This is a genomic window from candidate division WOR-3 bacterium, from assembly GCA_039803925.1.
Lineage (GTDB): Bacteria > Hydrothermota > Hydrothermia > Hydrothermales > JAJRUZ01 > JBCNVI01.
The window spans coordinates 86,785-112,265 of sequence record JBDRZL010000003.1 but is presented as its reverse complement, the minus strand read 5'-3'; the positions used below and the strand labels follow the sequence as shown (position 1 = coordinate 112,265).

The 25,481-nt window shown below is 30.8% G+C and carries 23 protein-coding genes; 3 read left to right on the top strand and 20 right to left on the bottom strand.

Annotated features, from left to right (window positions below; all coding sequences use genetic code 11):
• Window positions 1–26: 26 nt before the first annotated feature.
• Entirely contained in the window at window positions 27–1,094 is a 1,068-nt protein-coding gene (locus ABIN17_02875) for a DUF1015 family protein (protein MEO0283999.1), read from the bottom strand.
• Window positions 1,072–1,998 (bottom strand): hydroxyacid dehydrogenase, encoded by a 927-nt coding sequence (locus ABIN17_02870; GenBank protein ID MEO0283998.1) that lies wholly within the window; start codon window positions 1,996–1,998, stop codon window positions 1,072–1,074. Before ABIN17_02870 ends, ABIN17_02875 begins: the two co-directional genes overlap by 23 nt.
• Window positions 1,999–2,088: 90 nt before the next feature.
• On the opposite strand from ABIN17_02870, the gene ABIN17_02865 reads away from it, so the two are divergent.
• The gene (locus tag ABIN17_02865) at window positions 2,089–2,958 is read left to right on the top strand and encodes a tetratricopeptide repeat protein (GenBank protein MEO0283997.1); all 870 of its coding nucleotides are present in this window, start codon (window positions 2,089–2,091) and stop codon (window positions 2,956–2,958) included.
• A 30-nt stretch (window positions 2,959–2,988) separates the two neighbouring features.
• On the opposite strand, the gene ABIN17_02860 is transcribed toward ABIN17_02865, so the two are convergent.
• The 11 genes from ABIN17_02860 to ABIN17_02810 form a co-directional block, all read right to left on the bottom strand.
• Entirely contained in the window at window positions 2,989–5,922 is a 2,934-nt protein-coding gene (locus ABIN17_02860; GenBank protein ID MEO0283996.1) for a CARDB domain-containing protein, read from the bottom strand.
• Window positions 5,923–5,968: 46 nt separating this feature from the next.
• Window positions 5,969–8,824, bottom strand: a complete 2,856-nt coding sequence (locus ABIN17_02855; protein ID MEO0283995.1) for a S8 family serine peptidase — start codon at window positions 8,822–8,824, stop codon at window positions 5,969–5,971.
• Window positions 8,825–8,952: 128 nt separating this feature from the next.
• Window positions 8,953–10,446 (bottom strand): aldehyde dehydrogenase family protein, encoded by a 1,494-nt coding sequence (locus tag ABIN17_02850; GenBank protein ID MEO0283994.1) that lies wholly within the window; start codon window positions 10,444–10,446, stop codon window positions 8,953–8,955.
• A 23-nt stretch (window positions 10,447–10,469) separates the two neighbouring features.
• Window positions 10,470–10,922: a bifunctional nuclease family protein gene (locus tag ABIN17_02845; GenBank protein MEO0283993.1), complete on the bottom strand. Its 453-nt coding sequence runs from the start codon at window positions 10,920–10,922 to the stop codon at window positions 10,470–10,472.
• Window positions 10,919–11,617 carry a DUF3307 domain-containing protein gene (locus ABIN17_02840; protein MEO0283992.1) on the bottom strand — a complete coding sequence of 233 codons (699 nt, stop codon included), beginning with the start codon at window positions 11,615–11,617 and terminating at the stop codon, window positions 10,919–10,921. The genes ABIN17_02845 and ABIN17_02840 overlap by 4 nt, the downstream gene beginning before the upstream one ends.
• On the bottom strand, window positions 11,614–12,060 hold the full coding sequence (gene rplI, locus ABIN17_02835; protein MEO0283991.1) for a 50S ribosomal protein L9: 447 nt from the start codon (window positions 12,058–12,060) through the stop codon (window positions 11,614–11,616). Before rplI ends, ABIN17_02840 begins: the two co-directional genes overlap by 4 nt.
• Before the next feature lie 2 nt (window positions 12,061–12,062).
• Window positions 12,063–12,308, bottom strand: coding sequence for a 30S ribosomal protein S18 (gene rpsR, locus ABIN17_02830; GenBank protein MEO0283990.1), 246 nt, complete (start codon window positions 12,306–12,308; stop codon window positions 12,063–12,065).
• On the bottom strand, window positions 12,292–12,720 hold the full coding sequence (locus ABIN17_02825) for a single-stranded DNA-binding protein (GenBank protein ID MEO0283989.1): 429 nt from the start codon (window positions 12,718–12,720) through the stop codon (window positions 12,292–12,294). Before ABIN17_02825 ends, rpsR begins: the two co-directional genes overlap by 17 nt.
• Window positions 12,713–13,039 carry a 30S ribosomal protein S6 gene (rpsF, locus tag ABIN17_02820; protein ID MEO0283988.1) on the bottom strand — a complete coding sequence of 109 codons (327 nt, stop codon included), beginning with the start codon at window positions 13,037–13,039 and terminating at the stop codon, window positions 12,713–12,715. The genes ABIN17_02825 and rpsF overlap by 8 nt, the downstream gene beginning before the upstream one ends.
• Before the next feature lie 88 nt (window positions 13,040–13,127).
• Entirely contained in the window at window positions 13,128–14,123 is a 996-nt protein-coding gene (locus ABIN17_02815) for a DUF933 domain-containing protein (GenBank protein MEO0283987.1), read from the bottom strand.
• Window positions 14,124–14,166: 43 nt separating this feature from the next.
• Complete coding sequence (locus ABIN17_02810) at window positions 14,167–14,373, bottom strand: cold-shock protein (protein ID MEO0283986.1); 207 nt, start codon at window positions 14,371–14,373, stop codon at window positions 14,167–14,169.
• Window positions 14,374–14,546: 173 nt separating this feature from the next.
• Between ABIN17_02810 and ABIN17_02805 the strand changes: the two genes are divergently transcribed.
• Window positions 14,547–15,560, top strand: coding sequence for a ComEC/Rec2 family competence protein (locus ABIN17_02805; protein MEO0283985.1), 1,014 nt, complete (start codon window positions 14,547–14,549; stop codon window positions 15,558–15,560).
• 9 nt (window positions 15,561–15,569) lie between these two features.
• Window positions 15,570–17,798: a tetratricopeptide repeat protein gene (locus ABIN17_02800; protein MEO0283984.1), complete on the top strand. Its 2,229-nt coding sequence runs from the start codon at window positions 15,570–15,572 to the stop codon at window positions 17,796–17,798.
• Here ABIN17_02800 and ABIN17_02795 read toward each other — a convergent pair.
• Genes ABIN17_02795 through ABIN17_02765 form a run of 7 tightly spaced genes read right to left on the bottom strand, consistent with a single transcriptional unit; the run spans window position 17,791 to window position 25,471 of the window.
• A complete protein-coding gene (locus tag ABIN17_02795; protein MEO0283983.1) occupies window positions 17,791–18,582 on the bottom strand; it encodes a glycosyltransferase in 792 nt (263 codons plus the stop codon). The two genes, ABIN17_02800 and ABIN17_02795, sit on opposite strands and share 8 nt — an antisense overlap.
• Window positions 18,545–19,624, bottom strand: a complete 1,080-nt coding sequence (locus ABIN17_02790) for a hypothetical protein (protein ID MEO0283982.1) — start codon at window positions 19,622–19,624, stop codon at window positions 18,545–18,547. Before ABIN17_02790 ends, ABIN17_02795 begins: the two co-directional genes overlap by 38 nt.
• Before the next feature lie 59 nt (window positions 19,625–19,683).
• A complete protein-coding gene (locus ABIN17_02785) occupies window positions 19,684–21,570 on the bottom strand; it encodes a S8 family peptidase (protein MEO0283981.1) in 1,887 nt (628 codons plus the stop codon).
• Window positions 21,555–22,664 carry a S8 family serine peptidase gene (locus tag ABIN17_02780; protein MEO0283980.1) on the bottom strand — a complete coding sequence of 370 codons (1,110 nt, stop codon included), beginning with the start codon at window positions 22,662–22,664 and terminating at the stop codon, window positions 21,555–21,557. Before ABIN17_02780 ends, ABIN17_02785 begins: the two co-directional genes overlap by 16 nt.
• Window positions 22,665–22,695: 31 nt before the next feature.
• Window positions 22,696–23,997 carry a thiamine pyrophosphate-dependent enzyme gene (locus tag ABIN17_02775; protein ID MEO0283979.1) on the bottom strand — a complete coding sequence of 434 codons (1,302 nt, stop codon included), beginning with the start codon at window positions 23,995–23,997 and terminating at the stop codon, window positions 22,696–22,698.
• Window positions 23,994–25,091, bottom strand: coding sequence for a pyruvate flavodoxin/ferredoxin oxidoreductase (locus ABIN17_02770; protein MEO0283978.1), 1,098 nt, complete (start codon window positions 25,089–25,091; stop codon window positions 23,994–23,996). Before ABIN17_02770 ends, ABIN17_02775 begins: the two co-directional genes overlap by 4 nt.
• On the bottom strand, window positions 25,088–25,471 hold the full coding sequence (locus tag ABIN17_02765; protein ID MEO0283977.1) for a DUF488 domain-containing protein: 384 nt from the start codon (window positions 25,469–25,471) through the stop codon (window positions 25,088–25,090). Before ABIN17_02765 ends, ABIN17_02770 begins: the two co-directional genes overlap by 4 nt.
• Between the last annotated feature and the right edge of the window lie 10 nt (window positions 25,472–25,481).

Here is a 25,481-nt window from a genome sequence, read left to right as displayed (position 1 = left end):
AACCTTGTTTTTAAAATTTCAAAAAACTATACAAGTTTGAGCCCAATAAAACCACATAGTGTTTTTGGATAAAAATCTGTTGATTTTGGAGGAAATTTAATTTTTTTAATTGCGTATTCAAAAACGATCTCAGGTGTTATTGGAGGCAAGAAAAAGGCAACATTAAATTTTTTTAATTTAACATCATTAACTAAACTTTTATAATCCCTATAAAATCCAATTTTTTCTTTATTATCTTTAAGAATATCATTATGAAGATACTCTACTGAAAGATTTTTTTCTCCCTTTAGTAAATAGAAATTATGACCATTAAAAAAAATTAGATAGGGATTTTTTAAATTTTTTAGGAAATTTTCAAATTCTGATTCTTCAATTTTTGTAGATTTATTTATAAGATGCTCAAGATATTTTTTATTAATAAATGCGCCCCTGTGTGTTGGTAAAACTTTTAAATTTTCATCCTCAATAGAAAATATAAGGGTTAGTCTCTTTTTAAATTTAGATTTTCTAATTGCTTCAAATCTGTGATGCCCATCAGCAATAACAAGTTCACTTTTATTTATTATATCAAAAAAATCTTTTCTTAAATCACACCTTTTTATTCTATGTATTTCACCATATTCATCTTGAGTTTCAAAAAGAAATTCTTCTTTTTCAATAAAATTATTTATCTTTTCACCTTTATATAAAAGAAGAACAGGCTCAAAATTTAATTTTGATTTCTCATAGAAATCCTTGTGAATTTCTGCCGCAAAATCAAAAATTTGTTCGTGGGGAAAAATTTTATTTTCATAATCCATATTGAAGCTACATAAAAGACCCTTTCTCAAATAATTTTTTTCAAATATTTTAAACTCTTGCTCATAAACATAAAAATTCTCTTTTTCATCCATTTTAAGAATTTCCCTTTTAAAGAGACTTTCTATATATTTAAAGCCATCCTCATTAACTTTTTTAACAAATTCATAAAAAGGGTGATTTTTTAGAAAATCTTTCTCTTCAAGAAAAGAAAAATAATTCTCTAATCTTATCTTAATTTTTTCTCTTACTTTATCTTCAAAAAAAACTGCTTTAAACTTTTGAAGAAAACTCAATAAGTTCTTTATAAATTTTTTCAGCAAGAATTAAACTTGCCTTACTTTGAGCCTCTGAAGTTTGAGCTCCAATATGAGGTGTTAATATTACATTTGGATGATTTAAAAGTTCAAAATTTTTAGGGGGTTCATTTTCATAAACATCAAGACAAGCATAGGAAACTATTCCTTCATTTAAAGCCCATAAAAGATCCTTTTCATTAATTATACCTCCTCTTGCACAGTTAACTATTATTATCCCTCTTTTAGCTTTCTCAAGAATTTTTTTATTTATCATGTATTTAGTTTCTTCTGTGAGAGGAGTATGAATAGTAATAATATCGCAATTTGAAAAAATTTCTTCAAGAGTTTGAACAAAATTTTCATTTTTGTTTCCATTTATAAAAGGATCATAAACTAATATTTCAGTTTCAAAACATTTTAATCTTTTTGCAACTTCCTTACCGATTCTTCCGTATCCGATAATTCCAACTTTTTTTCCTTTTAATTCTAATCCCATAAATTTAGATTTTTCCCATTTACCTTCTTTCATTGAAATATGGGCATGAGGAAAACTTCTTAGAGCAGAAAGTATAAAGAGTATTGTAAGCTCAGCAACAGCAACTGAGGAGGCTTCGGGTGAGTTTATAACTTTTATTCCTCTTTCCTCTGCAGCTTTAACATCTATATTATCCAGGCCAACACCAGCTCTTCCAATTATTTTAAGATTAGAAGCATTTTCAATAATCTTTTTTGTTACCTTTGTAGCACTTCTAACAATAAGAACATGAAAATCTTTAATTAATTTTACCAGTTCTTCTTCAGAAAGATTTAATATTTCTTTAACTTCAAATCCTTTTGAAATTAAATAATTTTTCCCTTCTTCATGAATTTTATCAGTTATTAATATTTTATAATTTTCCATAATCTATTTTAAAACAAAAAAATAAAAAATTAAAAATAAACTCATAATTAATATAGAATGAATTTCACATTTTCTTTTAAAATTATTAGTATGATTCTAATAATTTATCTAATTTTCTTAAAAACAGAAGTTTCTATACTTAAAAAGGCTGATTCTCTTTTTGCATCTTTTGAATTTAAAAAGGCAATTGTCTTATGTGAAAAAGCCTTACAAAAATCCCTTTCGAAGGAAGAAAAAGAAAAAATTATCTCAAAAATTATTGATATAGCTTATTTTACAGGCGATTATAATCTGGCAATAAATTATTTAAAAACTTTAAATAAGATAAGAGAAAAAGGAAATAGAGATTCTATTTTTTATAAACTGGGATTAACATTTGAAAATATAGGTGAAACAGACAGTGCCTTAAAGTACTTTCAAAAAATTTTAATAGATTACAAAGAAAGTATTTTGAAAGAAATTGCAGAAAAGGAGATAGATAAAATTTTTGAAAAAAGGTTAAAAGAATATGTTGCAGAAGCTGAAAATATAAAATTAACAAAATTGGAATATGAAAATTATGTAAAGAATTTACCACCTTATAAAAAACCTAAAAATAAAGAGGAAGAAAAAAAAGTTATTGAAGATTTATTATTAAAAAAAATAATTTTAATTGAATCCTTAAAAGAAGGACTTTTTTGGGATTATGAATATAATAAGGAATTAAAAAATTTAAAAGAGGAAAATTTAATAAAGTTATATTTTAAAAAGATTGCTGATACAATAAATATAAAAGAAGAAGATATTAAAAATTATTATAATAAACACTTAGATAAATTCAAAGCAGAAAATAAAACCTTTGAAGATGCAAAGAGTTATATAGAAAAGGCTTTAAAAATGGAAAAATTTAAAGAAAAAAAAGATAAAATAAAAGAAAATTTATTAAAAAAGTACAATACAAAAATCTATAAGGATAAATAAAAAAGGGGGGATAGTTCCCCCCTTTATGAATTATTTCACAAATACAAGTTTCTTTGTGATATCTTTTGTATTTGTTTCAAGTCTTATGAAGTATACACCTGAAGAAAGTTTGTCTCTATCAATCTTTACACTATATTTACCTGGTGTCATAAATTTGTTATCAATTAGATTTGCAACTTTTACACCATTTACATTGTAAAGATTTATCTTCACAGGGGAAGCATATGGAATTGTAAAATTAATTTCAGGATTTTTAGAAATTGAATTGGGAATATTAAGAGCAAGTTCAAGTCTTTCTTTTATATTAATTGGCTTTTTACCTTCTTTGACAGCAACAACAGGGAAAATAAGTTTTGTATAATAGGACGGGACCCTTATGCTATCATTATCCTGAGGGAACCATCCTCCATATTCTATTTTATTAGCAAAAGTATCACCTACTTGGAAGAAAAATCCAACAGTGTCAGGGAAAGAAACATCCAGCTCCTCATCAAGGGACCCAAAAGGGATAGCAATTTCATACTGTTCGTAACCAAGAGGCATAGCAGAAGCACAAGGGAATCCAACGCTTTTTGTCTGTCCAAGTGTTCTATCTACAAAAATAGGTGTGAAAGCTGCTATATCAAGAATTGAAGTATAATAGAGGGCAACTCTACCTTCTTTTTTAATACCTGGAGGAGGAAATTGACCATCGTTATTATCATCAAAATAAAGGAATATTCTATCAAATTGAGTTCTTGTCATATCAAAGGGAGCTCTCACAGCTGCATAGAGATAATCACCATCGTATTTTAAATAAATGAAAGCAGAACCAGGGGGATTAAGTAATCCATGCATCTGAAATACATCTGAGGCATCAAGTTTTATAGCATCATTCCATTCACTCAAAGTATCAATAAATCCATCAATAATTGGCATAACCTGAGAAACAGGAACAGTAATAAATCTTGGAACTTCCACTGTTGTAAAGGAAAGAGACTTAAAATTATTTGTAGGTTTTACATCAGTTGGAAGAAGGGTTTTTATAGTGAGAGTATAATTGAGGTTATTAGCACCAGTAGTGAAAGGAGCAAAACTTACAAGCACAGTGTCGTCACTGATTAAGTTATTTACAGGAACAGTATCAGCATATACAGTAAAACCAGCAGAGTCTATTTTGGCTTCCACATTAAAACTTTCTGTATTTAATCCTTCATTAACTATCTTGGCCTGAATCTGAATTGAAGAATAGGCAGGAGCAAAGGGTTTTGGTTTTTCAATACTAAATACTCCAACATCATGTGCATAAGGATATCTTACAAAGGCACACATCATAAGATCTCCAGAAAGTGCATACTGCTGCCAGGTTCCTCCAATTCTTGCCCAAGTTCTTGATGGATAATTAAGAGAAGCATCCACACCCTGACCCTCTGTTCCAGGATAAGGATAAAGCTGAACATGACCTATCCAGAAATCTCCTGAATTAATCTTTACTTTTGGAAAAGCATAAACCCAGGACCTTGAGCCTGAAGGGTCAAGTGAGTCTGTTGTAACATTCACGGTATCAACAAAAATTTCATTTCCAGGATAACCTGCATTTTCATCAAATACAGAAATCTGGAAATTCTGATGGGTTGCATCAGGCCATGGCCAGTAAGGGTCTCCTTCTGATAGAATATAAACTTTAACTGTATCTACATAATAAGGATATGTTGCTGGGGAAATTCTGTGTCCCCATGCATTACCAGCAGCATAAAATGCCCAAGCATTTGCCATCACTCCATCATTATAACATATCCATTCACCTGAAGAAGCTTTAACTTGTTTTGTCAAAGTGTCATCCCCGGCAAAATCATCAGCATAATCGTGCCATACAATTATCTCATAAGTAAATTCTGATGGTGTCCACTGTGGAGAAAAAGTAATAGTATCAGATGCTCCAGCAGAAAGAGAAGGTATTGTTTGAGATGAAGAGTAAACCTGGACACCGAGAGATTCAACAACACAATAAACATTAAAACTACCTGCATTTGTTTGACCTATATTTTTAACTATAGCTTTAATATCAGTAGGAGTATAGGGCAGAGTAGTTGAGGAAGGTGATATTATTTGATAGGTGCTGACATCGTTATTGAAAGTGGCTGCCAATATTTTCCATATATAAGAGGCATAAAAGGCAGTATAGTATATATAAGTGCCACCATCAAAAACTATACCCTCTGGAATAAGACCGTAACCCCCGGGTGGAGCATACTGAGCCACAATTACACCGTTTGAGCCTGAAATATCAACCTCATTTATCTCAGCAGAAGCTCCATTATCATCATTAACCCACATATTTCCTGTTCTTGAATCATAACTTATATCCATTGGCCAATCAATAATGCTTCCAACACTTACAGTTCTAATAATCTGATTGTTGGAAGGATCCCATTGAACAAGAGAGCCTAATCCAACCCCACCACCAACACTTGCAAGCCATAAATAATTATTATCATTTGTAAGACCCCTTATATATGATCCAACAGGTGAAGAATATGTTTGAACATAGGTTCCATTTGTCTGGTATTTATATATGTATCCATAGCTATAATCAGCTATCCATAAATAACCCTGAAAATATGTGATTCCAAGACAATAACCGCTACTTGAAAGTTGCCACTGATTAACCACATTACCGGTTGAGGGATCAATAACATAAACTATAACAGGGGTAGTTGCATTTGAAACATTATAAAGGTAAGTCCCATCAAATCCAAGACCCATGTGATATAAACCTGGAGCAGGGAAGGAATCAACAACATCCCATAGAGGAATCTTTAAAAGATTTTTATAAACCTCTGAAGGTTTTCCATTTTGAAGTAGAGAGGCACCTGCTTTTAAAAGTTCATCTTTTTTAGAGGTAGGTAAAGAACCTGTTTTTACTGTAACACCTTCGCCAGCTATAAGCCCTGCTACTAAAAGGGCTAAAATGAGACTCCTCATGCTTTTCCTCCTTATTTTTTCAGGGGATTAAACCCTTCATTAACTTTCATTTAAATATAATAAACTTACCTAAAAAGTCCCTTGAATTCGAGCTAAGTTTTATAAAGTAAGTGCCCTTGGATAGTTTATTTGATTTTGAAATAATTTCTGAAAGTGAAAGGGTATAAATTCCCTCTTTTTCATAAAATTTAAAGGTTTTACCGAGTCTTCTACCTGTTTGGTTATAAATTGAAACATAATATTTACCTGAGTGAGGAACAAAAAGTTTTAATTCATTATTTTTTAAACCAAAAGTTGATATGATATAAGGACTATTTGAATAAATAAAGGAAACAGGTTTTTCTCTAATACTTAATCCATTCCAGACATCTCTTGCAGTATCAGCATTTCCCTGAAAATCAAAAAGACTATCACCTGCAACAACAGCAAATGCTAAAACAATACTATCACCTGAAGGGATTGTAAATGGACCCGCTGAAATAAGAGTAGACCAGTTATCCTTCTGGTATGTATTAGGAATTCCAATTAAACCCTTAAGAAATTGAAATTTATAGGCATCCGTGATATAGCCATTAGGGTCAACATAAACGGAATTCTGTATAAATGTTATATTTCTCGGGTTCTGTGGTTCAAGAAGTGCAATTCCAAGACATTTGTTATGAGTAGGGTTACCATTACTTAAATAAATAGCTTTCCTTCCAAGATCTCTTCCACCTGTATCAGAATTTGGACTTATATCAATATCAAGAAACATTCCTGAGTAAAAATCAATCAAATCGTAATTCCAGTTATTTTTTATTGTGTATTTAAAAATTATAAAATCGTTATAGGGTGGAAGGGCCCAGGCAAAACTTTCCTGATGCACCTCAACACCTCTTGAATTGGGGTGTCCTGAATCATCATACCTTGCACTTGCATCCTGATCTGAATATTTAGTGGCTCCTATCTGTAATAATCCATTTGGTAAATACATCCAATCTGCGTTATCAGCTGAATAGTCTGTGTTTAAGACATAGGTATTTGAATTACCAGCCCAGATTGAACCAATTTTAAGATAATTTTGACTATTTTTAGGATAATGAAGTCCACTACCTTCATTCTGGTTACTATTTGTAAATCCTATTGCTCCAAGAGCTGTGACTGTTAGCAAAATTTCACCAACATCATGATTTCCGTAAAGAACTGGTATAAGTCCAACCTTCAAATTGAAATTTCTGAAATCATAGATAGAATCATTGGAATTTATTTTAAGAACCATGGGAGCCTGATATCCCAGTGGAGTTGAAGGTGAAGATGTCACAACAAAAGGATCAATGTTTACCTTTGAACTTTCTGCAGGCATATCAGGATAAAGTGCAGTTGAGTCTAAAACACTAACATATGAGTCTGAAGTTTTTAAAACAGCGTTTACATTTGTGGCATTAATACCTATATTTCTCAATGTAATAAAAAGATTTACAGTTTCACCCGGGTCAAATATACCGTTTCCATTACCATTTTCATCATCAACTCTATACCTTGAAAATAAAATAGAGGGTCTATTCGGTAAAGGAGTATTTTTTAAGGCTTTCCATATATTCAATCTACCCCATCCATAATTATTATTTGGATAAGGTGAACCCTGAGTAGGTTTGTCAGGATAATCAATTATTAAACTGTATATCTGTTTTGGTGTAAGCAGATTATTTTTTTGAACAATAATTGCAACTGCACCGGCTACATGGGGAGTTGCCATTGAAGTTCCATTCAAGGCTCCATAACCCCCACCTGGAACAGAGGACCGAACATTTACCCCAGGTGCGCTTATCTGTGGTTTAATAAAGTTCCAGTCATTTCTTAACCAATAGGTTGTATCATTCCAAGGCGATTGATTTGGTGCTGGTCCTCTACTTGAAAAACTTGCAATATTATCATTTATATCAGTTGCACCAACACATAAATTATGGGGATAACTTCCAGGGGCTCTTAGACCAGAAAATCCTTCATTTCCTGCTGCAAAAACAGGAAGCATACCAAGGGAAAGCCAAGTATAAACAACCTGCCACCAGTGGGTATCAGTTCCAGAACCTCCCCATGAGTTTGAAACAGCCCTTATATCAACCCTTGCTTTCCACGAAACCATTGAGTCCATACATGGGTCTATAGTTGCATAATTTCCAGAACCGCCAGAAGTAAAAGCCTTGGCTGTAACAAATTTCGCACCAGGAGCAACTCCTATATCTTCTGTAAAAGGACCAGGACCATCTCCTCCGAGAATAGTTCCCATTGTATGGGTTCCATGTCCGTTATCATCATATGGATTAGGATTTCCATTTACACCATCAAACCAGTAACCTGTAACCCATTTACCTGAAAGAGCAGGATGAGATACCTCTACCCCTGTATCAATATGACCTATTATAACATCCTGTCCATTATAACCAGCATACCAGCAGGAATCAGCTTTAACCTTTGAAACATTCCACTCAATAGCTGCTGGATAGGTATTATCCTTTTCAGTTTTTGTGTATATTATCTTTACCTCGCGATTTTCATCTATAAACCAGATATCATCATTTTTTTCAAGTGCATAAATAACTTTTTTAGTAGCCTCCATATGAAAACCATTATAAGCAAAATTCTGCATTAAAATTTCATATTCACCCTTAAAATTATCTTCAAGCCATTTTATTACTTTTGACTGAGAATTTTTGGAATATTCCTTAAAAAACCGAACTTTTTCTTCTGTTGAAAGAATCTCTATTTCTTCATAGGGATAAATATCAGAAAGATGGACAACAACATGTATTCTATCATTCTGTAAAAGAGATTTTAATTTTTCTCTTAGTGAGGGTGTTATTTTACCCTCAAAAGGTAAAGAGGGGGGAGTTAACCCCCATATTATTAATAAAAATTTAAACATTTATACCTCCTTCTTAACCTATATATATTATATAAACTTGCTCCCCTAATTAAATTTTTTATATTTTTTCCTTTAAACCCTTTATAAATTATTTTTATTTTAAGTCAAATTTTTATAAATGTCAAAAGTTATTTATTTTCCCATGTATCAATCTGAGCTTTTTGAAGTTTTCCTGAATAATCTATATAAACTGTTTTTATCTCTGTAAAAATATCATAAACCGTCCACCCGCCTTCCCTGTGTCCATTACCAGTAGCCTTTATTCCTCCAAAGGGAAGATGACACTCTGCTCCTATTGTTGGTCCATTTACATAAGTAATACCAGCTTCAATCTTCTCTATTGCTTTCATTGCATTATTTATATCCTGTGTATAAATTGAAGAAGAAAGACCATATTTTGTTCCATTTAATATATCAATAGCCTCATCAAGATTTTTAGCCTTTATAAAAGCAACAACAGGTCCAAATATCTCTTCCTGACAGATCCTCATAGAAGGTTCAGCATCTTTAAATACAGTAGGTTTATAAAAGAAACCTTTATCATATTCATCTCCCTTTAAAGGTTCTCCACCAAGAATAAGTTTTGCACCTTCCTTATTACCAATTTCTACATATGAATGAATCTTATTCCTCTGAGCTTCATTAATAACAGGACCCATTTCAGTTCTTTCATCAAGAGGGTTTCCGATTTTTAAAAGCTTTGCTCTCTCCACAAACATCTCAATAAACTTATCATAAATATCCTGATGAACAATTATCCTTGATGTAGCAGTGCATCTCTGACCTGCTGTTGCATAAGCTCCCCATAAGGCTCCTTCAAGGGCAAGTTCAAGATTTGCATCAGGCATGACAATTTGGGCATTCTTACCACCAAGTTCAAGGGAAACTTTCTTAAGATTTTTTCCAGCAACCTCTGCTATTCTAGAACCTACTTCTGAAGAACCAGTAAAAGCAACACCCCTTATATCAGGATGAGAAAGTAAAATTTCTCCAACTTCACTACCTCCTCCGAATACAAGATTTATAACACCAGGAGGTGCTCCTGCTTCTTCTAAAATCTTAACAAGTTCGTAAGCACAGGCTGGAGCATCAGAAGGTGGTTTAAAAACAAGAGTATTACCTGCTAAAAGAGCAGGGAAAATTTTCCATGCAGGAAGAGCAATTGGAAAATTCCATGGTGTTATAACAGCAAAAACACCAACAGGCATTCTGAATGTCAAAGCAAATTTATCAGGAAGTTCTGAGGGAGTGTTATAAGAGAATAGTCTTCTTCCTTCTCCAAAGGCATAGAAAGCAGTATCAATTCCTTCCTGTACATCACCTCTTGCCTCCTTCATTATCTTTCCATTTTCCCTTGCAAGAAGTTTAGCAACTTCTTCTTTTCTTTCAAGAAGAATTTGAGCAGCTTTTCTCATTACTTCAGCTCTCTTAGGTGCTGGAACTTTTGACCACATCTTAAAAGCCTTTTTTGCAGCTAAAACAGCTTCTTCTACATCTTCTCTTACTGATTTAGGGAAAATTCCAATAACTTCATCCCAGTTTGCAGGATTTCTATTTTCAAAAAACTTCCCTGACTTTGAAGGTTTCCATTTACCATCAATGTAATTTAAATACTCCTTCATGGTTCCCTCCTTTTTTAAAATTATTAAAATCCCTCTTTTAAATCAAATTCTTCACCTTTTTGCATAATTTCCTCAGCTACAAAAATCTTTGAGCCTGTTCTTAAAGCAATTGCTATTGAATCAGAGGGTCTTGCATCAATAGAATAAATGTTTCCTTCTTTATCTTTAAACAGAAGTCTTGCATAATAAGTTGTATCTTTTAAAGCATTAATAATAATTTTCTCTAACTGAATATCAAAAGCATCAAGAATTGATTTAATCAAATCATGGGTTAAAGGTCTTTCATAAACTATACCTTTCATACCCATATAAATTGCTTGTGCCTCTGGTTTTCCAATCCATATGGGAAGAAAACGGTTCCTGTTTTTCTCTTTTAAAACAACCACAAAAGTCTCTTCACTTAAAGCACCCTCAGGACCAAGGGTTTGTTGATAAATTGAAAAAACTTCTACTTCTACAATTTGAGGTTCATTCATAATATAAAATTATAAAATAAAAAAGCAGTCAAAATTGTTAAAATTATACCTGAAAAAGATCTAAAAACATAAAAAAACTTAACTTCTTTTTCTTTAAAGTTAAATATAAAATAAAGGGTTGAAATAAAAGGAATTAAAGAAAGAAAAGGATTTAAAAAATAAAGAAAAAAGGAAGAACCCCTTTCAACAAATCCCCAAAATTTCATTTTTCCCTGAATAAGATTATTGTACTTAAAAAATGTATATTCTATTGAATATAAAAGAATCCAGTAAGCATAAGTAACAATAATAATAAATGTTAAAATTTTAAAAAAAAAGGGCTCAAACCATAAACCCTTTTCCTTTACTTCAGGAAGCGAATAATACTTAGAAAAAATGAAAATGATAAATATATGCAATAGCTGATCAATTACATAATAAAAAAAATTTTCTCCAATTTCTTCTCTATAAGATAAGAATACCTTAAATTTATCCTGAAGTATATGCAAAATTGTTATAAGAATAATCCCAAAAAGAACATTTAAAGAAAAAGAAAAAGGCAAAAGAAATAAGAACATTGAAGAAAAAAGCAAAAGACCATGAATTAAAATGCCTAAGACACTTTTAGTTTTCTTTTCAAAAAGTTTATCTGTTTGAAGAGGATAATCTGTAAGAAAATGAGCAAAAGTTAAATGCCAGAAAAAAAAAGAATTCAAGATTCTTCCCTTATAACCCAGACCTTTATTATTCCTTCAATATTTTTGTAAAGTTTTATTGGAATTTCATATAAACCTGGTTCTTTTAAAGGTGAATCAAGTTCAATCTGAGTCTTTTCAATATTTTTAAAACCTCTTTCTTCAAGGGCTTTAACTATATCAACCTTTGTCACAGCTCCGTAAGTTTTTTCTTTACCCTTTAAGGTAAAGGAAATAGATATTGAAGATAAAGAATCTTTAAGCCTTTCTGCCTGTTCTATTAAATGCTTTTCTTTATTTAATTTCTGTTTTTCAACTTCCTTTAAATGCCTTATTATACCTTCCGTTGCCGGAACTGCTAAACCCTTTGGTATCAAAAAATTTCTAGCAAATCCATCTTTTACTACTTTTATCTCACCTTCTTTACCAAGTCCTTTTATATCTTTCAAAAGTATAACCTTCATAATTAGATTACATATTCTTTTACAAATGGTAAAAGTGCCATCTGTCTTGCTCTTTTTAATGCAAGGGCAAGCTTCCTCTGATGGTATGCACAGAGCTTTGTCTGTCTTATTGTCATTATCTTACCTCTTGGAGTAAGATAATTTTTCAAAGTTTCAACATCTTTGTAATCTATTATTCCTATTCCTTCTTTACAAAACCTACATTTTTTTGATTTCATATTTTCCCTCCTTTTAAAAAGGTAAATCATCCTCAGGTGGTATCTCCTCAGGTGGTAATTCTTCTTCAGGTGCAACAGATATCTCTTCTGTCTTTTCCTTTTCTAAAAATTGAACCCTTAAACCAACAACTTCAACAACACTCCTTTTTTCACCATTTTGAGTCTCAAAGGTTCTTGATTGTAATCTACCTTCAATAAAAACAGGTGAACCTTTAGAAAGTTTCTGGTTTACTCTTTCAGCAAGCGCACCAAAGGTTACTACATTTATAAAAAGAGTATCCTCTTTCCAATCACCTGTTGAAGGATCTCTGTAAGGTCTAGTAGAAGCAAGCCTAAATCTTGATATTGCCCTACCCTGAGGGGTAAATCTTATTTCAGGACTCTGGACAAGTCTCCCTGAAAGAATTACTAAATTCATATTCGGAATCTTTATATCAGCCAACTTCCACCTCCTTCTTTCCTTTAAAAGATTTTACATTTTCCTTTCTCAATATCATTACACGAAATATTTCTCTAATCAGACGAATCTGATTTCTTAAAAAAATGGGAAGCTCTGGACCTGATTTAAATTCCCATACACTGTAAAAACCGGAATTTTTATGCCTTATAGGATAAGCAAACTCCCTGATTCCCCAGTCATCCACCTTTAAAATTTCTCCACCATTTTCCTTTATAAGATTTTCCAATTTATTATAGATTTCCTTTCTTTTCTCAACATCCAGTTCAGGGTCTAAAATAAACATCATTTCATACTCTCGCAATTTTTCCTCCTTTTGTTTAAAATGTCTCAGGTTGGGTATGGAACCCGTAATTTTTACCTACGGGTCCTGAGACAAGTTTAAAAGTTAATTATACAGTTGAACTAAACTTAAATTCAAGAATATCTCTATCCTTAACAATATAATCCGGTCCGTGAATCTCTATTTTTCCCTTTTCCTTAAGTTCTTTCCAAGAAGGAATTTCAAGAAAGTCAAAAGGGTTTGCAACTTCTACTTTTATAAATCCCTTCTGAATATCACTATGAATCTTACCTGCTGCTTCATAAGCATTCTTTCCTTTTTTAAGTGGAAAGGCACTTGCAATCTCACCCTTTAATGTATAAAATCTTATAAACCCAAGAAAATTAAAGGTATATTCCAGAATTTCAAAGGGAGAAGAAAAACCTTCTTTTTTTAATTCTTTTAAAATTTCTTCCCTTTCTTCTTCACTTAGATCTTTTAATTCTTCATATATTTTTAAAGGAGAAATAAAATATTTATCCTTAATATCAAGTTTATAATCTTTCTTTTTATCATCAGAATTTATAACAAAAATCTTCTTCTTTGCCATTAAAAGGGGAAAATCTTTTATATCTTCTGGTTCAAGACCCTTTTCAATTTTTTCCTTTGCTTCAATTAATTTTTCCCTTAAATCCTTATTTAAATTTTTCTCTTTCAATTTTTTTTCTATTCTTTCCATATCTGAAATAGAAAGTTCTATTAAAAGAATTTCTCTTTCCTTATCAGGATTTATTTCTTTTAAATAAGAAGAAACTCTTTCATCACTAAAACCCCTTAAAATAAATATTAATAAATCAGCTTCTCTTATATAAGAAAGAAACTCATTACCAAGACCTTCTCCTTTATGGGCACCCTCAATTATCCCTGCAATATCATAAACATTTATCTTAAAATTTCTTATCTCCTTTGACTGAGCCTTAAGAGCGAGTTTTTTTAAAAGCTCATCTTCAATCTCTGCCTTTCCTTCATTTTTACCAATGGTTGTGAATGGATAGATATTTCTCTCTACTTCCTTCCCTGTTACAATATAAAAGAAGGTGGATTTCCCTGAATTTGGGAAACCCACCAACCCAATTTTTTCCACCCTTTATAGAACTATAAAATTCTATTTAGGCTCTTTTTACTTTTACAGCCTTGGGGCCTTTTGGTGAATCTACTTTTTCAAAACTCACAGCTTCACCCTGTCTTAAGGTTTTAAATCCATCTATCTCTATGTCCGAGTAATGGACAAAAAGCTCTTCAGATCCATCGTCAGGAACAATGAATCCATATCCTTTTTTTGCGTTGAACCACTTTACACGACCTGTGAGACGCATCTTAAAAACTCCTTTTGATTAAAAAACTTTAGGATTTGAACCTTTAAAATAAATCTCTATAAAATACCATATATTTTTTAAAAATGCAAATATTTAAAAAATACCCAAGTTTTATTATCTTTATACTCTTTTTTTCTGGAATAATTTTAGGTAAAAACATTAAAAATTTTTTTTTGAGTATTTTAGTTTTTTTAATATTTTTAATTTCACCATTTAAATATTTAACCTTTATTCCACTTGGAAGTCTGCATTTTTATTTAAATGAAAAAGAAAGTAAAAATTTGAATTATCCTATTTTGCTAAAAAATTTAAACAAATACTTTAAAAACAAAATAGAAAAAAACTTTGAATCGGAAACAAAGGAATTCTTACTTACCCTTTTATTAGGTGAAAGAAGCAAATTAAATAAAGAAAATTTAAAAAAATTTATAAAAACAGGAACACTTCACTTTCTTGCTATTTCAGGTCTTCATATGGCAATAATAGCATCTATTTTTATTTTCTTTTTTATTTTTTTAAGACTAAACTTTAAAAAGGCGATGATACTTTCAGTTTTAGGACTCACTTTTTATACATCAATTATTCCATTAAGACCTTCTGTTTTGAGATCCTATATAATGATAGTATCTTTTCTTTTAACTTTTTCTTTAAATATAAAGGTACATCCACTTTCTATTCTGGGAAATGCTGGACTTTTATCCCTTACATTTTTCCCTGAAAGCGCTTTTGACCCAGGCTTTCATCTATCCTATCTTGCAACAACAGGAATAATAGTTTTATTCCCCCTTTTTAACAAAATGAAAATTAAAAACTATTTTTTAAGAAACTTCTTATACCTTCCCTTTTCTGTTTCACTTTCTGCACAGCTATTTGTTTTTCCTTATATTTACTTTTTTTTCAAAAATATTTCACTTATTGCTCCATTATCAAATATTATTCTCTCACCCCTTATTTTTTTATCTATACTTGGAGGAATAATAAGTTTAATTTCACCTTTTGGATTTTTGACAGAAAGATTTTTAATTTTTACAGAGATAACAAAAAAAACAATTTTTTTTCTTTTAAATTTTTTATCAAGTAAAAGTATTTTTATTTATACTGAAAAAATAAACTACTTATATCTTTCTATATTGATTTTTTTACCTATTTTAACCTTTATATTGAAAATTTTAAATCAAAAAAAATAAAATTTATAGGTGGAAGTAATTAAAGATCTTATTCCCTTAAAAGCATTAAATAAATTAAAGAGTAGCATAGGGAAAAAATATATAATAATCTGCGGAGAACCAGGGCTTTTAAAAAGTGAATTAATAGAGAAATTTACTTTAGAAACAAAAATTCCTTATGAAAGATTTGTTTTAACAAAGGAAGACGAAAAACCAGCTTATTTCCTTAGAAGACTTAGTGAAAAATTCATAAGAGGTGAAGCGGAAAGCTTAGAGGGAATGAAAAATTCACTTATTAATTTTTTCAGAGAAGAAAAAAAAATTAAACTTTTTATATTTGAGAGATTTGAAGAAATAAAGGGGTCTGAAACTGAAAGTTTATTATGGAATATAAGTATAAATTCAAACCCTGAAATAAGCTTTTTAATAGAAACAAGAGAAGAAATAAAAACACCTCTTGAAACCCAAACAGAAAGGATTGATAGAAACTATCTCCTTTTAACCGAGGAAGAAGTAATTGATTTTTTAATAAAGAATAATATAACTTTCAAAAAAAAAGATATTGAGAAAATTTTGTCAAAAACTGGCGGACATGGACTTTTTACAAGAATCTTCTTATCAGAGTATTTATCTAAAAATATAATACCAGAAAAAATAGAATCAGATTATATTGAAAATATTTTAAAAGAAAAATTTATGTCTCTTGAACCAGATAAAAAAAGCTTAGTTATGGGAATTTCCTGTCTTGAAAGATTTAAAAAAGAAGACCTTGAAAGAATTTTTGGATTGAAAGAACCAGAAAAATTTATTGATGAAATAACTAAAAAATTCCTTTTTGTAGAAAAAGCTGGTGACTACTATTACTTAAATCCCCTTTTCAGAGAATACCTTCAAAAGGAACTTGAAAAAAGCCCAAAGGGACTATTGCTAAAAAAATGGATACTTGACAACGCCATTGAATATTACCTTGAAAAGGAAGATTTTTTCCAGGCACTCTTTTATCTTGAAAAACTAAAATTTTATTCAAAAATTCTTGATATTTTAAATAAAAAATTCTTAGATATACTCGAAACAAATAGAGTCCTTGAAATAGAACCAATTCTCGATAAATTACCAGAAGAAATCCGTCAGAACTTCCTTATAATATTAATCAGAGCACAGATCTATCTCTTAGAACATAAATTTGAAGAAACTCTGAAGGAGATTGAAAAAATTGATATAAATAAACTGGAACCTTTATACTTGGGTGTTTATTACTATCTGAAAGGAGCCGGATTATACTATTTAAGTAATTATGAAGAAGCAGAAAAAAATGCCTATAATGGCCTTTTCTATAAAGAAAAAATCGAAAAAAGAATTCTTTATCGCTTAAATAATCTACTCGGAGCAATTAATTCAATGAAGGAAAATTTAGAAGAAGCAGAAAAATTTTATGAAGAAGCATTAAAAATAGCAAAAAATATTAAAATATCAAAAAGAGGACTTTCCCTATTACTTACAAACCTTGCCTCAATTTATCTAAGAAAAGGAGAATATGAACTTGCTGAAAAAAATTATAAAGAAGCCTTAAGTCACACATCTGATGAAGACCTAATTGCCTATACCCTCGGCTGGTTATCTCAAAGCTATTTTTATTCTGGAAACATAGAAAAGGCTTTAAGTACATTAAATGAAATGAAAAAATCAATTGAAAAATCAAAAAGTTATTACTATTTAAATACATATTACACTGTTCTAAGAGATTACTATGTTTTTATGGAGAATTTTGAAGAAGCTTACTCAATTAATGAAAAGTTAAAAGAAATTTATGAGGAATATAAAGATCCTGAAATTATCTTTGATATGAATCTTTTTGAATCTTTTTACAATCTTATAAATTGCAATACAGAAAAAGCCTTAGAGATTGCACTATCCTTACAGACAGAAAGAAAAATTCTTGAAAGTGAAAAAAATATGCTTCTTGCAAAAATTTATTTTAAAAAAGAAGAATATGAGAAAACAGAGGAATATTTCAAAAAGGCAATTGAAATTTGCAAAGAAAATATTTATAGACAAACAACTTATAGAATACCTTATTTTTTATATTTATATCATACAAAACAATTTGATAAAGCGGAAAATGAATTTAAGATAATTAATAAGAAAATTAAAAATACAAATTCACTTATTTTTTATATTAGGTTTAATTTAAAAACTTTTCCAGTAAAAATGAATGAGGAAGAAATTCTTAATTTCCTAAAAGAAAAAAACTTCATTTAAAATAATAATAAAAAGCCCTTAAAAGCAAAAAAATAAATAAAAAAATAGAAAAATTTTTTTCAATTAAATTCCCATATTTTAAAAAATAAATTAAAAAACCTCTCGCAAAATCAAATTTTTTCAAAAATTCATTTTTTCTACTTAAAAGAATAGATGAACCCTTGTGGGAAAAGTAATTTTTTGAAAAATAAATATCCTTAACTTTAAATCCTTTATTATAAAATCTTTTAAAAAATTCAACATCTGTAAAATAAACAAAAAATTTTTCATCAAAACCAAAAAGTTTTTCAAAAACTTCTCTTTTTAAAAAAATTGCAGAAAAAGCAGGTTGAATTTTTTCAACCTTTTTAATTATCCCTTTATGCCATCTGAATCTCAGTATATTTTCTATAGAGGGTAAGGCTCTTAAAAAATAATAATATTTATCATCTTTTCTTAAAAGGGGAACCAAAATCAGAGGTTTATATTTTTTTAATTCATAGATAATTCTTTCAAAGTTAGATTTATCAAAAGAAATGTCAGGGTTACAGAAAAAAACATATTCACCTAAAGACAATCTAAAAGCGAAATTATTACCTTTTGAAAAGCCAATATTTTTTTTAAATAAGAAAATTTTAACATTTTTTATTTTTTTTAAAATTGATGGGGTTTTATCCTTTGAACCTGAATCAACAATTATCCATTCGATTTCATTATTTAAAATTTTCCTTATGGAATTAATTAAATTAATTATAACTTCACTGCTATTAAAACAAACGGTTATTCCTGTTAAGAACTTTTTCATTTATTACCTTTAAAAGCTCAAGAGAAACATCCTTCCAGGGTTTAAAAGCTTTTTCAAAAAATAACTTACCTTTTTTTATATCTTCAATAAATTTTAGCATTTTATCTTCTTCTCCCCAAACAAAACCCTTACCTTTTTTATATTTCTCAAGGTAAGAAAAAAGATTTGAAAAATTTTTAAAATAAGCAAGAACAGGAACAGAACTTCCAGAATATTCAAAAAATTTAAGAGGAATATAATTTTTAGTATCACTATCCCTAAAAATTATAAATAAATCTGCAATTTCAAAATAATTTTTTAAATTTTTATATTCCACATAGCCAATGTTTTTAATTCTTTTATCTTTTAATCTTACCTCAGGACCCAAAAGATAAAGATTGTAATTAATAGATTCTGTAAACTTCACAAATCTTACAAAACTTTCCATAGCATTTTTTAGGGTTCCTGTATAAATTATGTTAAATCCCTCATGAGCTCTCCTTTCAAACTCTATTATGCCTCCATGCAAAACATAGCCCTTTATACCAAAACTTTTCAAAACATAAAAATGGGAACCTATAAATAAATCAACTATATTTTCTGAATTTTTAATAAATTTTTTAAATTTCTTTCCGCTCTCAAAATCTGCAGGATCCCTTATCTCACATATAAGGGGTAAATTAAATCTTCTTTTTAGGGATAGAGCAACTTTTAAAAGTTCAAAGGGCGGAATTGTAACAAATATGAATTTAAAATTTTCTTCCTTTAAAAGCATTTTTGCTCTTTTATAAAATGGTCTTAAATATCTTTTTAATTCCCTTCCACCTTTATTTCTGATTCCTAAAGGCATTTTTAAAAAAATTAAGTAATCAAAAACTCTCTCTATTTTTACATTTATCAAATCCTCTATTAAAGAATTATCTTTTAAAATTTTTGAAGGCAATTTTTTTGTTAGAACAACAGGTTCAGTAAAATCTTTTAAATATTTAATATAGTTATATGCTCTTATAGATGCAGCAAATGATTCTGGTGGAAAATAATAAGAAATAAAAAGAAACTTCAATTTAATGAAGGGGGAGGGTAATTTCCTCCCCCTCTCTTTTAACTTCTTTTTCTTATATTTTAGTAATTAAGGAATTTAACAACGCGACTTTCCTTATCGGTTTTCAATCTCAGGAAGAAAACTCCCTTTCCAACTTCTTCTTTCTTCAGATTTACAAAGTATAAACCTGTATTCCTTTCACCCTTCTCAATATTTTTAATTATTCTTCCTGCCACATCAACAATATCAAGAGTAATTTTTGAGTTGTATGGTAAGCTGTAAATTATATTTATACCTTTAGGATTTCTTTCAGCCTTCAAAAAGAGAACCTTTTTTAAATTAACCTTTGTTTCCTTTACAAGTGTAGAATAACAGTTTATGATTGCATCAACATTCTGCTGTAAATTCGTTAGACTGCTTCCTCCCACTATGGCAAAAACAACCCTCTGTGTATCATTAGGATTAAGTGTAAAAGGTCCTGAAGAAGCAACAATTGTCCAGTCATCAGCAGCAGAAGTCTGATCATTCCCAATCTGTCCTGCAAGAAATTGATACTTATCAGTCTCTGTCGGTCTTCCAGTAGGATAAACATATGTTGGATTATGTAAAAACTTACCTATAAAATTAGCCTGAGATTCAAGAAGTGAAACACCAACATAAGTGCTTCCATAATACATATAAATAAGTTTCCTTGTTAAATCTTTATTTCCCTGATTTTGATTATAAGGATTTATATCAAAATCCATAAATAATCCAGCATAAACCCCTGATACCTGATTTGATCCCTTGTTAATTAAATCAAGCTCAACAAGAACACCATTACCACACCCAGGATTACCTGTCTGAGAAAAAGCAAAAGCATATTGTGTTACATAAATATTTTTAGGACTTGCGTGACTTAAATCATCATAACCTGACCTTGCCATAGTATCTCCCACAAAGGGACTCACCCACCACAAACCATCCCTTGGTGCAAAATCACTATCAAATACATCACTTGCATTGTAAAAAGCATCAACAACATAAGTGGAACTGTTTCCAATTGCAAAAGAGCCATAATAAAGATGATTAGCACCAGTTTTTGGCCACTTAAAACCTGTCCCTGGACCTATACTCCCCCCTTCATCTGCTGAAGGAAACCCACCTTTATTTGAAACTGTTAAAATAGCATTTCCTGCAGGAATATCAAAAGTGGTAGAACCAAGTTGGCCAATTTGAAGTGAAAAGTAGTATGTCCAGGTTTTAGGATTACCATTATCATCATACCCATAAATATAAAGAACAAAATTCACATTCGTTCCAATAGGTGCCCCAGGATCAGCATAGGCAGAAAAATTATCAGTATTAGGAGCACTCTGATTGGGAACCAAATCAGGCCATGCACCAAGAGAATCCACAACTGTAACATAGGGACTCGTAGTTCTTAATTTCCCTGTGAGCGTAAGAGCTGTATCCTGACCAACATTCTTGGCAACAAAATCAATAATAACAGTTTCACCAGGATCCCAAACAGAACCAGTTCCTGAGGTATCCCAGGAAACTATTGTAACAACAGGCTGCCCAAGTTGTGTCTTTATTGCATGCCATACATTAACAATACCCCATCCAACCCTATCATTTGGATAACTGTATCCACAGTTATTAGGTTTTGAAGTTGTATTTACAAGCAGAGAATAAGCACTATCAACAGTAAGTGTAGGATTAGCCTGAAATATAAGTGCAAGGGCTCCTGTAACATGAGGAGTTGCCATTGATGAACCATCCCATGTAGCATAACCACCACCAGGAACAGATGACCTAACCCCTGAACCAGGTGCTGCTATATCAGGCTTTAATAAATTCCATGTTGGATAAAACCAGTTTGCCGGATTATTCCAGGGGGATTGATTAGGAGCAGGTCCCCTCTGACCAACACAATCATGACAGGCTCCTGAACCCACTGTTCCAACACCTATAACAAATTCCATGTTGGATAAAACCAGTTTGCCGGATTATTCCAGGGGGATTGATTAGGAGCAGGTCCCCTCTGACCAACACAATCATGACAGGCTCCTGAACCCACTGTGCCAACACCTATAACAATTGGATAGTTTCCAGGTGTTCCTGCTGTTCCTGTGGAAGTACAGGAAGTTCCACAATTAGCATTATTTCCAATAGCAAAAACTGGGAATATTTCAAGAGATCTCCATGTCTGAATTGCTGACCAGTAAGCAAGTGAAGTCTGTGTACAGGAACCCCAGGAATTATTAACTGCCCTGATATTTAATCCTGAATCTGCCTTTAAAGAAGCAATCCATTGAAATCCACCTGATATATTACCGGCATAACAACTATTATCAAATATCTTTGCCATAACAAAAGTAGGAACATTCGGCGCAACACCTATATCATTTGGTCCAAAATTACCTGTCCCTCCTATTGCTGTCCCTGTCGTATGAGTTCCATGCTGACAACCATCAGAAAAGGGATTTCCATCTGATGTAAAATCTCTTCCTTTAAAGGTAACACCAGAAAAGGCAGGATGAGTTCTGTCAACACCTGAATCCATACTCCCTATTATAACTCCTTCACCCCTGAAACCATTAGCCCAGGCTGAATCAGCTCCTACCATCTGCATATTCCAAGGAGCAGCTAAAGGTTCAGGATTAAGAGTATTATCCACTTTTTCAGGTTTTATAAGAAAAACCTCGGGTTCAAGTTCAACTCTTAATACATCATCCCTCTGTAAGATTTCTTTTATAACATCTGGTTTTGCTTTAAGTCTTATTCCATTATATACCCAGTAGCTCTCATATAAAACTACATCTGAAGTTGATTTCTGCGATAGAAAGTTAAGAATTTCTCTCTGAGACTCAGATGCAAGAAGTTTAAGATAATCTGCTCTTGTCTTTATATCAGGTATAGTTTTCAAATACTCATAATCAGGAAAAGGATTCATAAGAACTATTACAGTCAGCACTTCATCCTCTGAAGATCTTCTGAGTTTTTCCTGAAGGTCAGGGGGAACTTTCTCCCATGAGGGAGTGAAGAATGATAGTATTACTAATAGTAAATTAAGCATAAAAACTCCCTTTTTTAATGGGATTAGAACCCTATAATCTTCTTCCAAAATTTAATCCTTCTCTAAAACAGGTTAAGGTCTCATCTTTAGCCTTTCCATATTTTAAAATAGCTTTCTCATAAAGTTCAAAATCAAAAGGATTAAATTTTCCAAAAAGAACACCAAGAGAAAAGTAAGTGGGTCCACCTCTTAATTTTATATATTTCCTTGCTGGAACTTTTATAAAATTTTTATTATCAGTTAAAGATTCATCTATAATTATATTTTTAGACCTCTCTATAAAACCTTTTGCCCTTTTTAAACCATCTATACTGGTAATAATAAGATAATCAGGCTCTTCAATGCCAGTGTATTTTATATCTCCGTCCTTTATTATAATTTCTGAAACAGAAAAACCGCTTCCAACTGTAACCGGATTATCATTTTTCTGAGTGGAATTTAGTCCTCCTAAAATTGCAGAAATGCATAAAAGAGAAGAAGCAAGCTGAACCCCTTCACCTGCTGAACCTGCTATAACTATTTTTAGTGAATCTTTTAACTCTATTTTCTTTTCCACTTCAATCTCTGTAAATTCAAATTCACCCTTTTTATCAAAAAATTTATTTTTATACAAAAAACAAAAACTTTCCCTTTCAATTTTTTCCTTAATTTTTCCACCTGAATTTTCAAGAATTATCTTTAAATCACTTCCCTTTAAATCATTATATCTCGTGGCATAACCTGTACATAATTCAAGAACTTCAATAACAGAAAAACCTCTGTGGGATAAAGCTTCTTTTATTATATCTTTTAAATCAGGATCCTGAGAAAAGGTTCTTGCATAAAAGGAAGCACCTGAATTTTTCAGAATATCAATAATTCTTAAAGCTTCAAAAGGGTTACCTATCCTTGTGGTTGAGGTCTTAAACTCTTTTGGAGTTAAACCAGAATGCTGACCACCTGTCATTCCATAAAGAAAATTGTTATGAATAAGAACTGTAATATCAACATTTAACTTTGCAGATTCAACAAGATGAAGAAGTCCTATTGTTGCTCCTCCATCACCTATCATAACTATTGTTTTTAATTTGTTATCAAAAAGAACTTCATCAACCATCTTTACACCAGATGCAACAGCTGTTGATCTTCCATGCAAGGTATGTAAAGTATGAACATTAAAAAGTTTATCAACAAGGCCAACACAACCTATATCTGAAACAATTAAAACATCTTCCTTTTCAAGATTGAGTTCAAAAATTGCCCTTGCAAGAGCCATATCAATTGAAGTATGCCCGCAACCAGGGCAATAAGGAAAATTCTGCGGTTTATCTATAATTTCAAAAAGATCTTTCATATTGACTCAAGAAAATTTTTTATTTCTCCTGGTGATATTAAAGAACCTATTTTTGTTAAAGAATAACCCTTTGTCCCCAAAAGATGCCTTATCAAAATGTAAAGGTTACCCATTATATTCTCTTCTACAACAAGAATTTTCTTATATCTACCAAAAATTGATTTTAAAAATTCTTCATTCAAGGGATAAAGAGTTTTTAAAATTAAATAACTTACCTTTTTTGATTCTGCTACCTCTCTTACAGATTCAGATGTTACACCATAAGAAACAATTAAAATATCAGATTTTTTTTCAAAATATTCATAAAATAAAAATTTATCAATATTTTTTAATATTTTTTCTTTAAGATGATAAAGAACTTCAATTACCTCGGGGTCATCTTTTTTTAACTCACCTTTTTTATCATGGGCACTACCTGTATACCTGGTAAGGAATTTACCTCCAACTGGTGAAAAATCAGGAACATCCTTTAAATCTTTAAAATTATAGGTCTTAAATTGTCCATTTCCGGAAAAATATTTACGTTCCAAAACTTCTGGTTTTTTTAAGGAGTTTAAATCTATACTCTTTTTTGTCATCGTTATTTCCTTTTCTGTTAAAAAAACAACAGGTGTTCTCAGAAATTCAGAAACATTTACAGAATGAATTATTAATTCATAACACTCTTCTATGCTTGAAGGAGAAATGATAGGCAATGGATAACTACCGGAACTTGAAAAAGCTGAAAATAAAAGGTCTCCCTGTGAAGAAGTTGTAGCACCACCTGTTGCAGGACCGAGTCTCTGGGCAAGAACAATTGTAATAGGAATTTCAGACATAATAGCATAGGAAAGGGATTCTATCATAAGGGAAAATCCAGGTCCTGAGGTTGCAGTCATTGATTTTATACCTCTTAAAGAGGCACCAATACAATAAGATATTGCAGAAATTTCATCAGAGGCACCAACTGCTATACCTTCCACTTTTGGGAGATCTCTCATCATTGGTTCATATATAACAGAAGCAGGAGTTATGGGGTAACCTGCAAAAAATCTTACACCTGCATCAATTGCTCCCTTGGCAATAAGTTCCCCGCCATTTGTAAAAATTTTCATTTGAATTCAAAAAATTTATTCTTATCCATTATATGTATAACTTTATAATTTAATTCTTTAAGGGTCTTAGATAAAAATTTTCTGTGACATCTAAAAAATAATTTCTCAGCACACATAATACATGACCTTTCCCTTGATATATCAATAAGTTTTTCAATTCCTAACTTATAATTCTGAGTATTCATATAATTTTCATAACCTCTTCTTCTAAATCCACCTAACTCCTCACCAAGCCAGAAATATAGTATATTATGTTTTTTAAGCTCTTTTTCAAGGTTTTCTTTGTTAAACCAAAAAAATTTTTTAGATGAAGGAAATCTTCTAATATCAATGAGGTTTTTAATCTTATAAAATAAAAGTATGTCAATAAACTCATCTATCTTTCTGTTT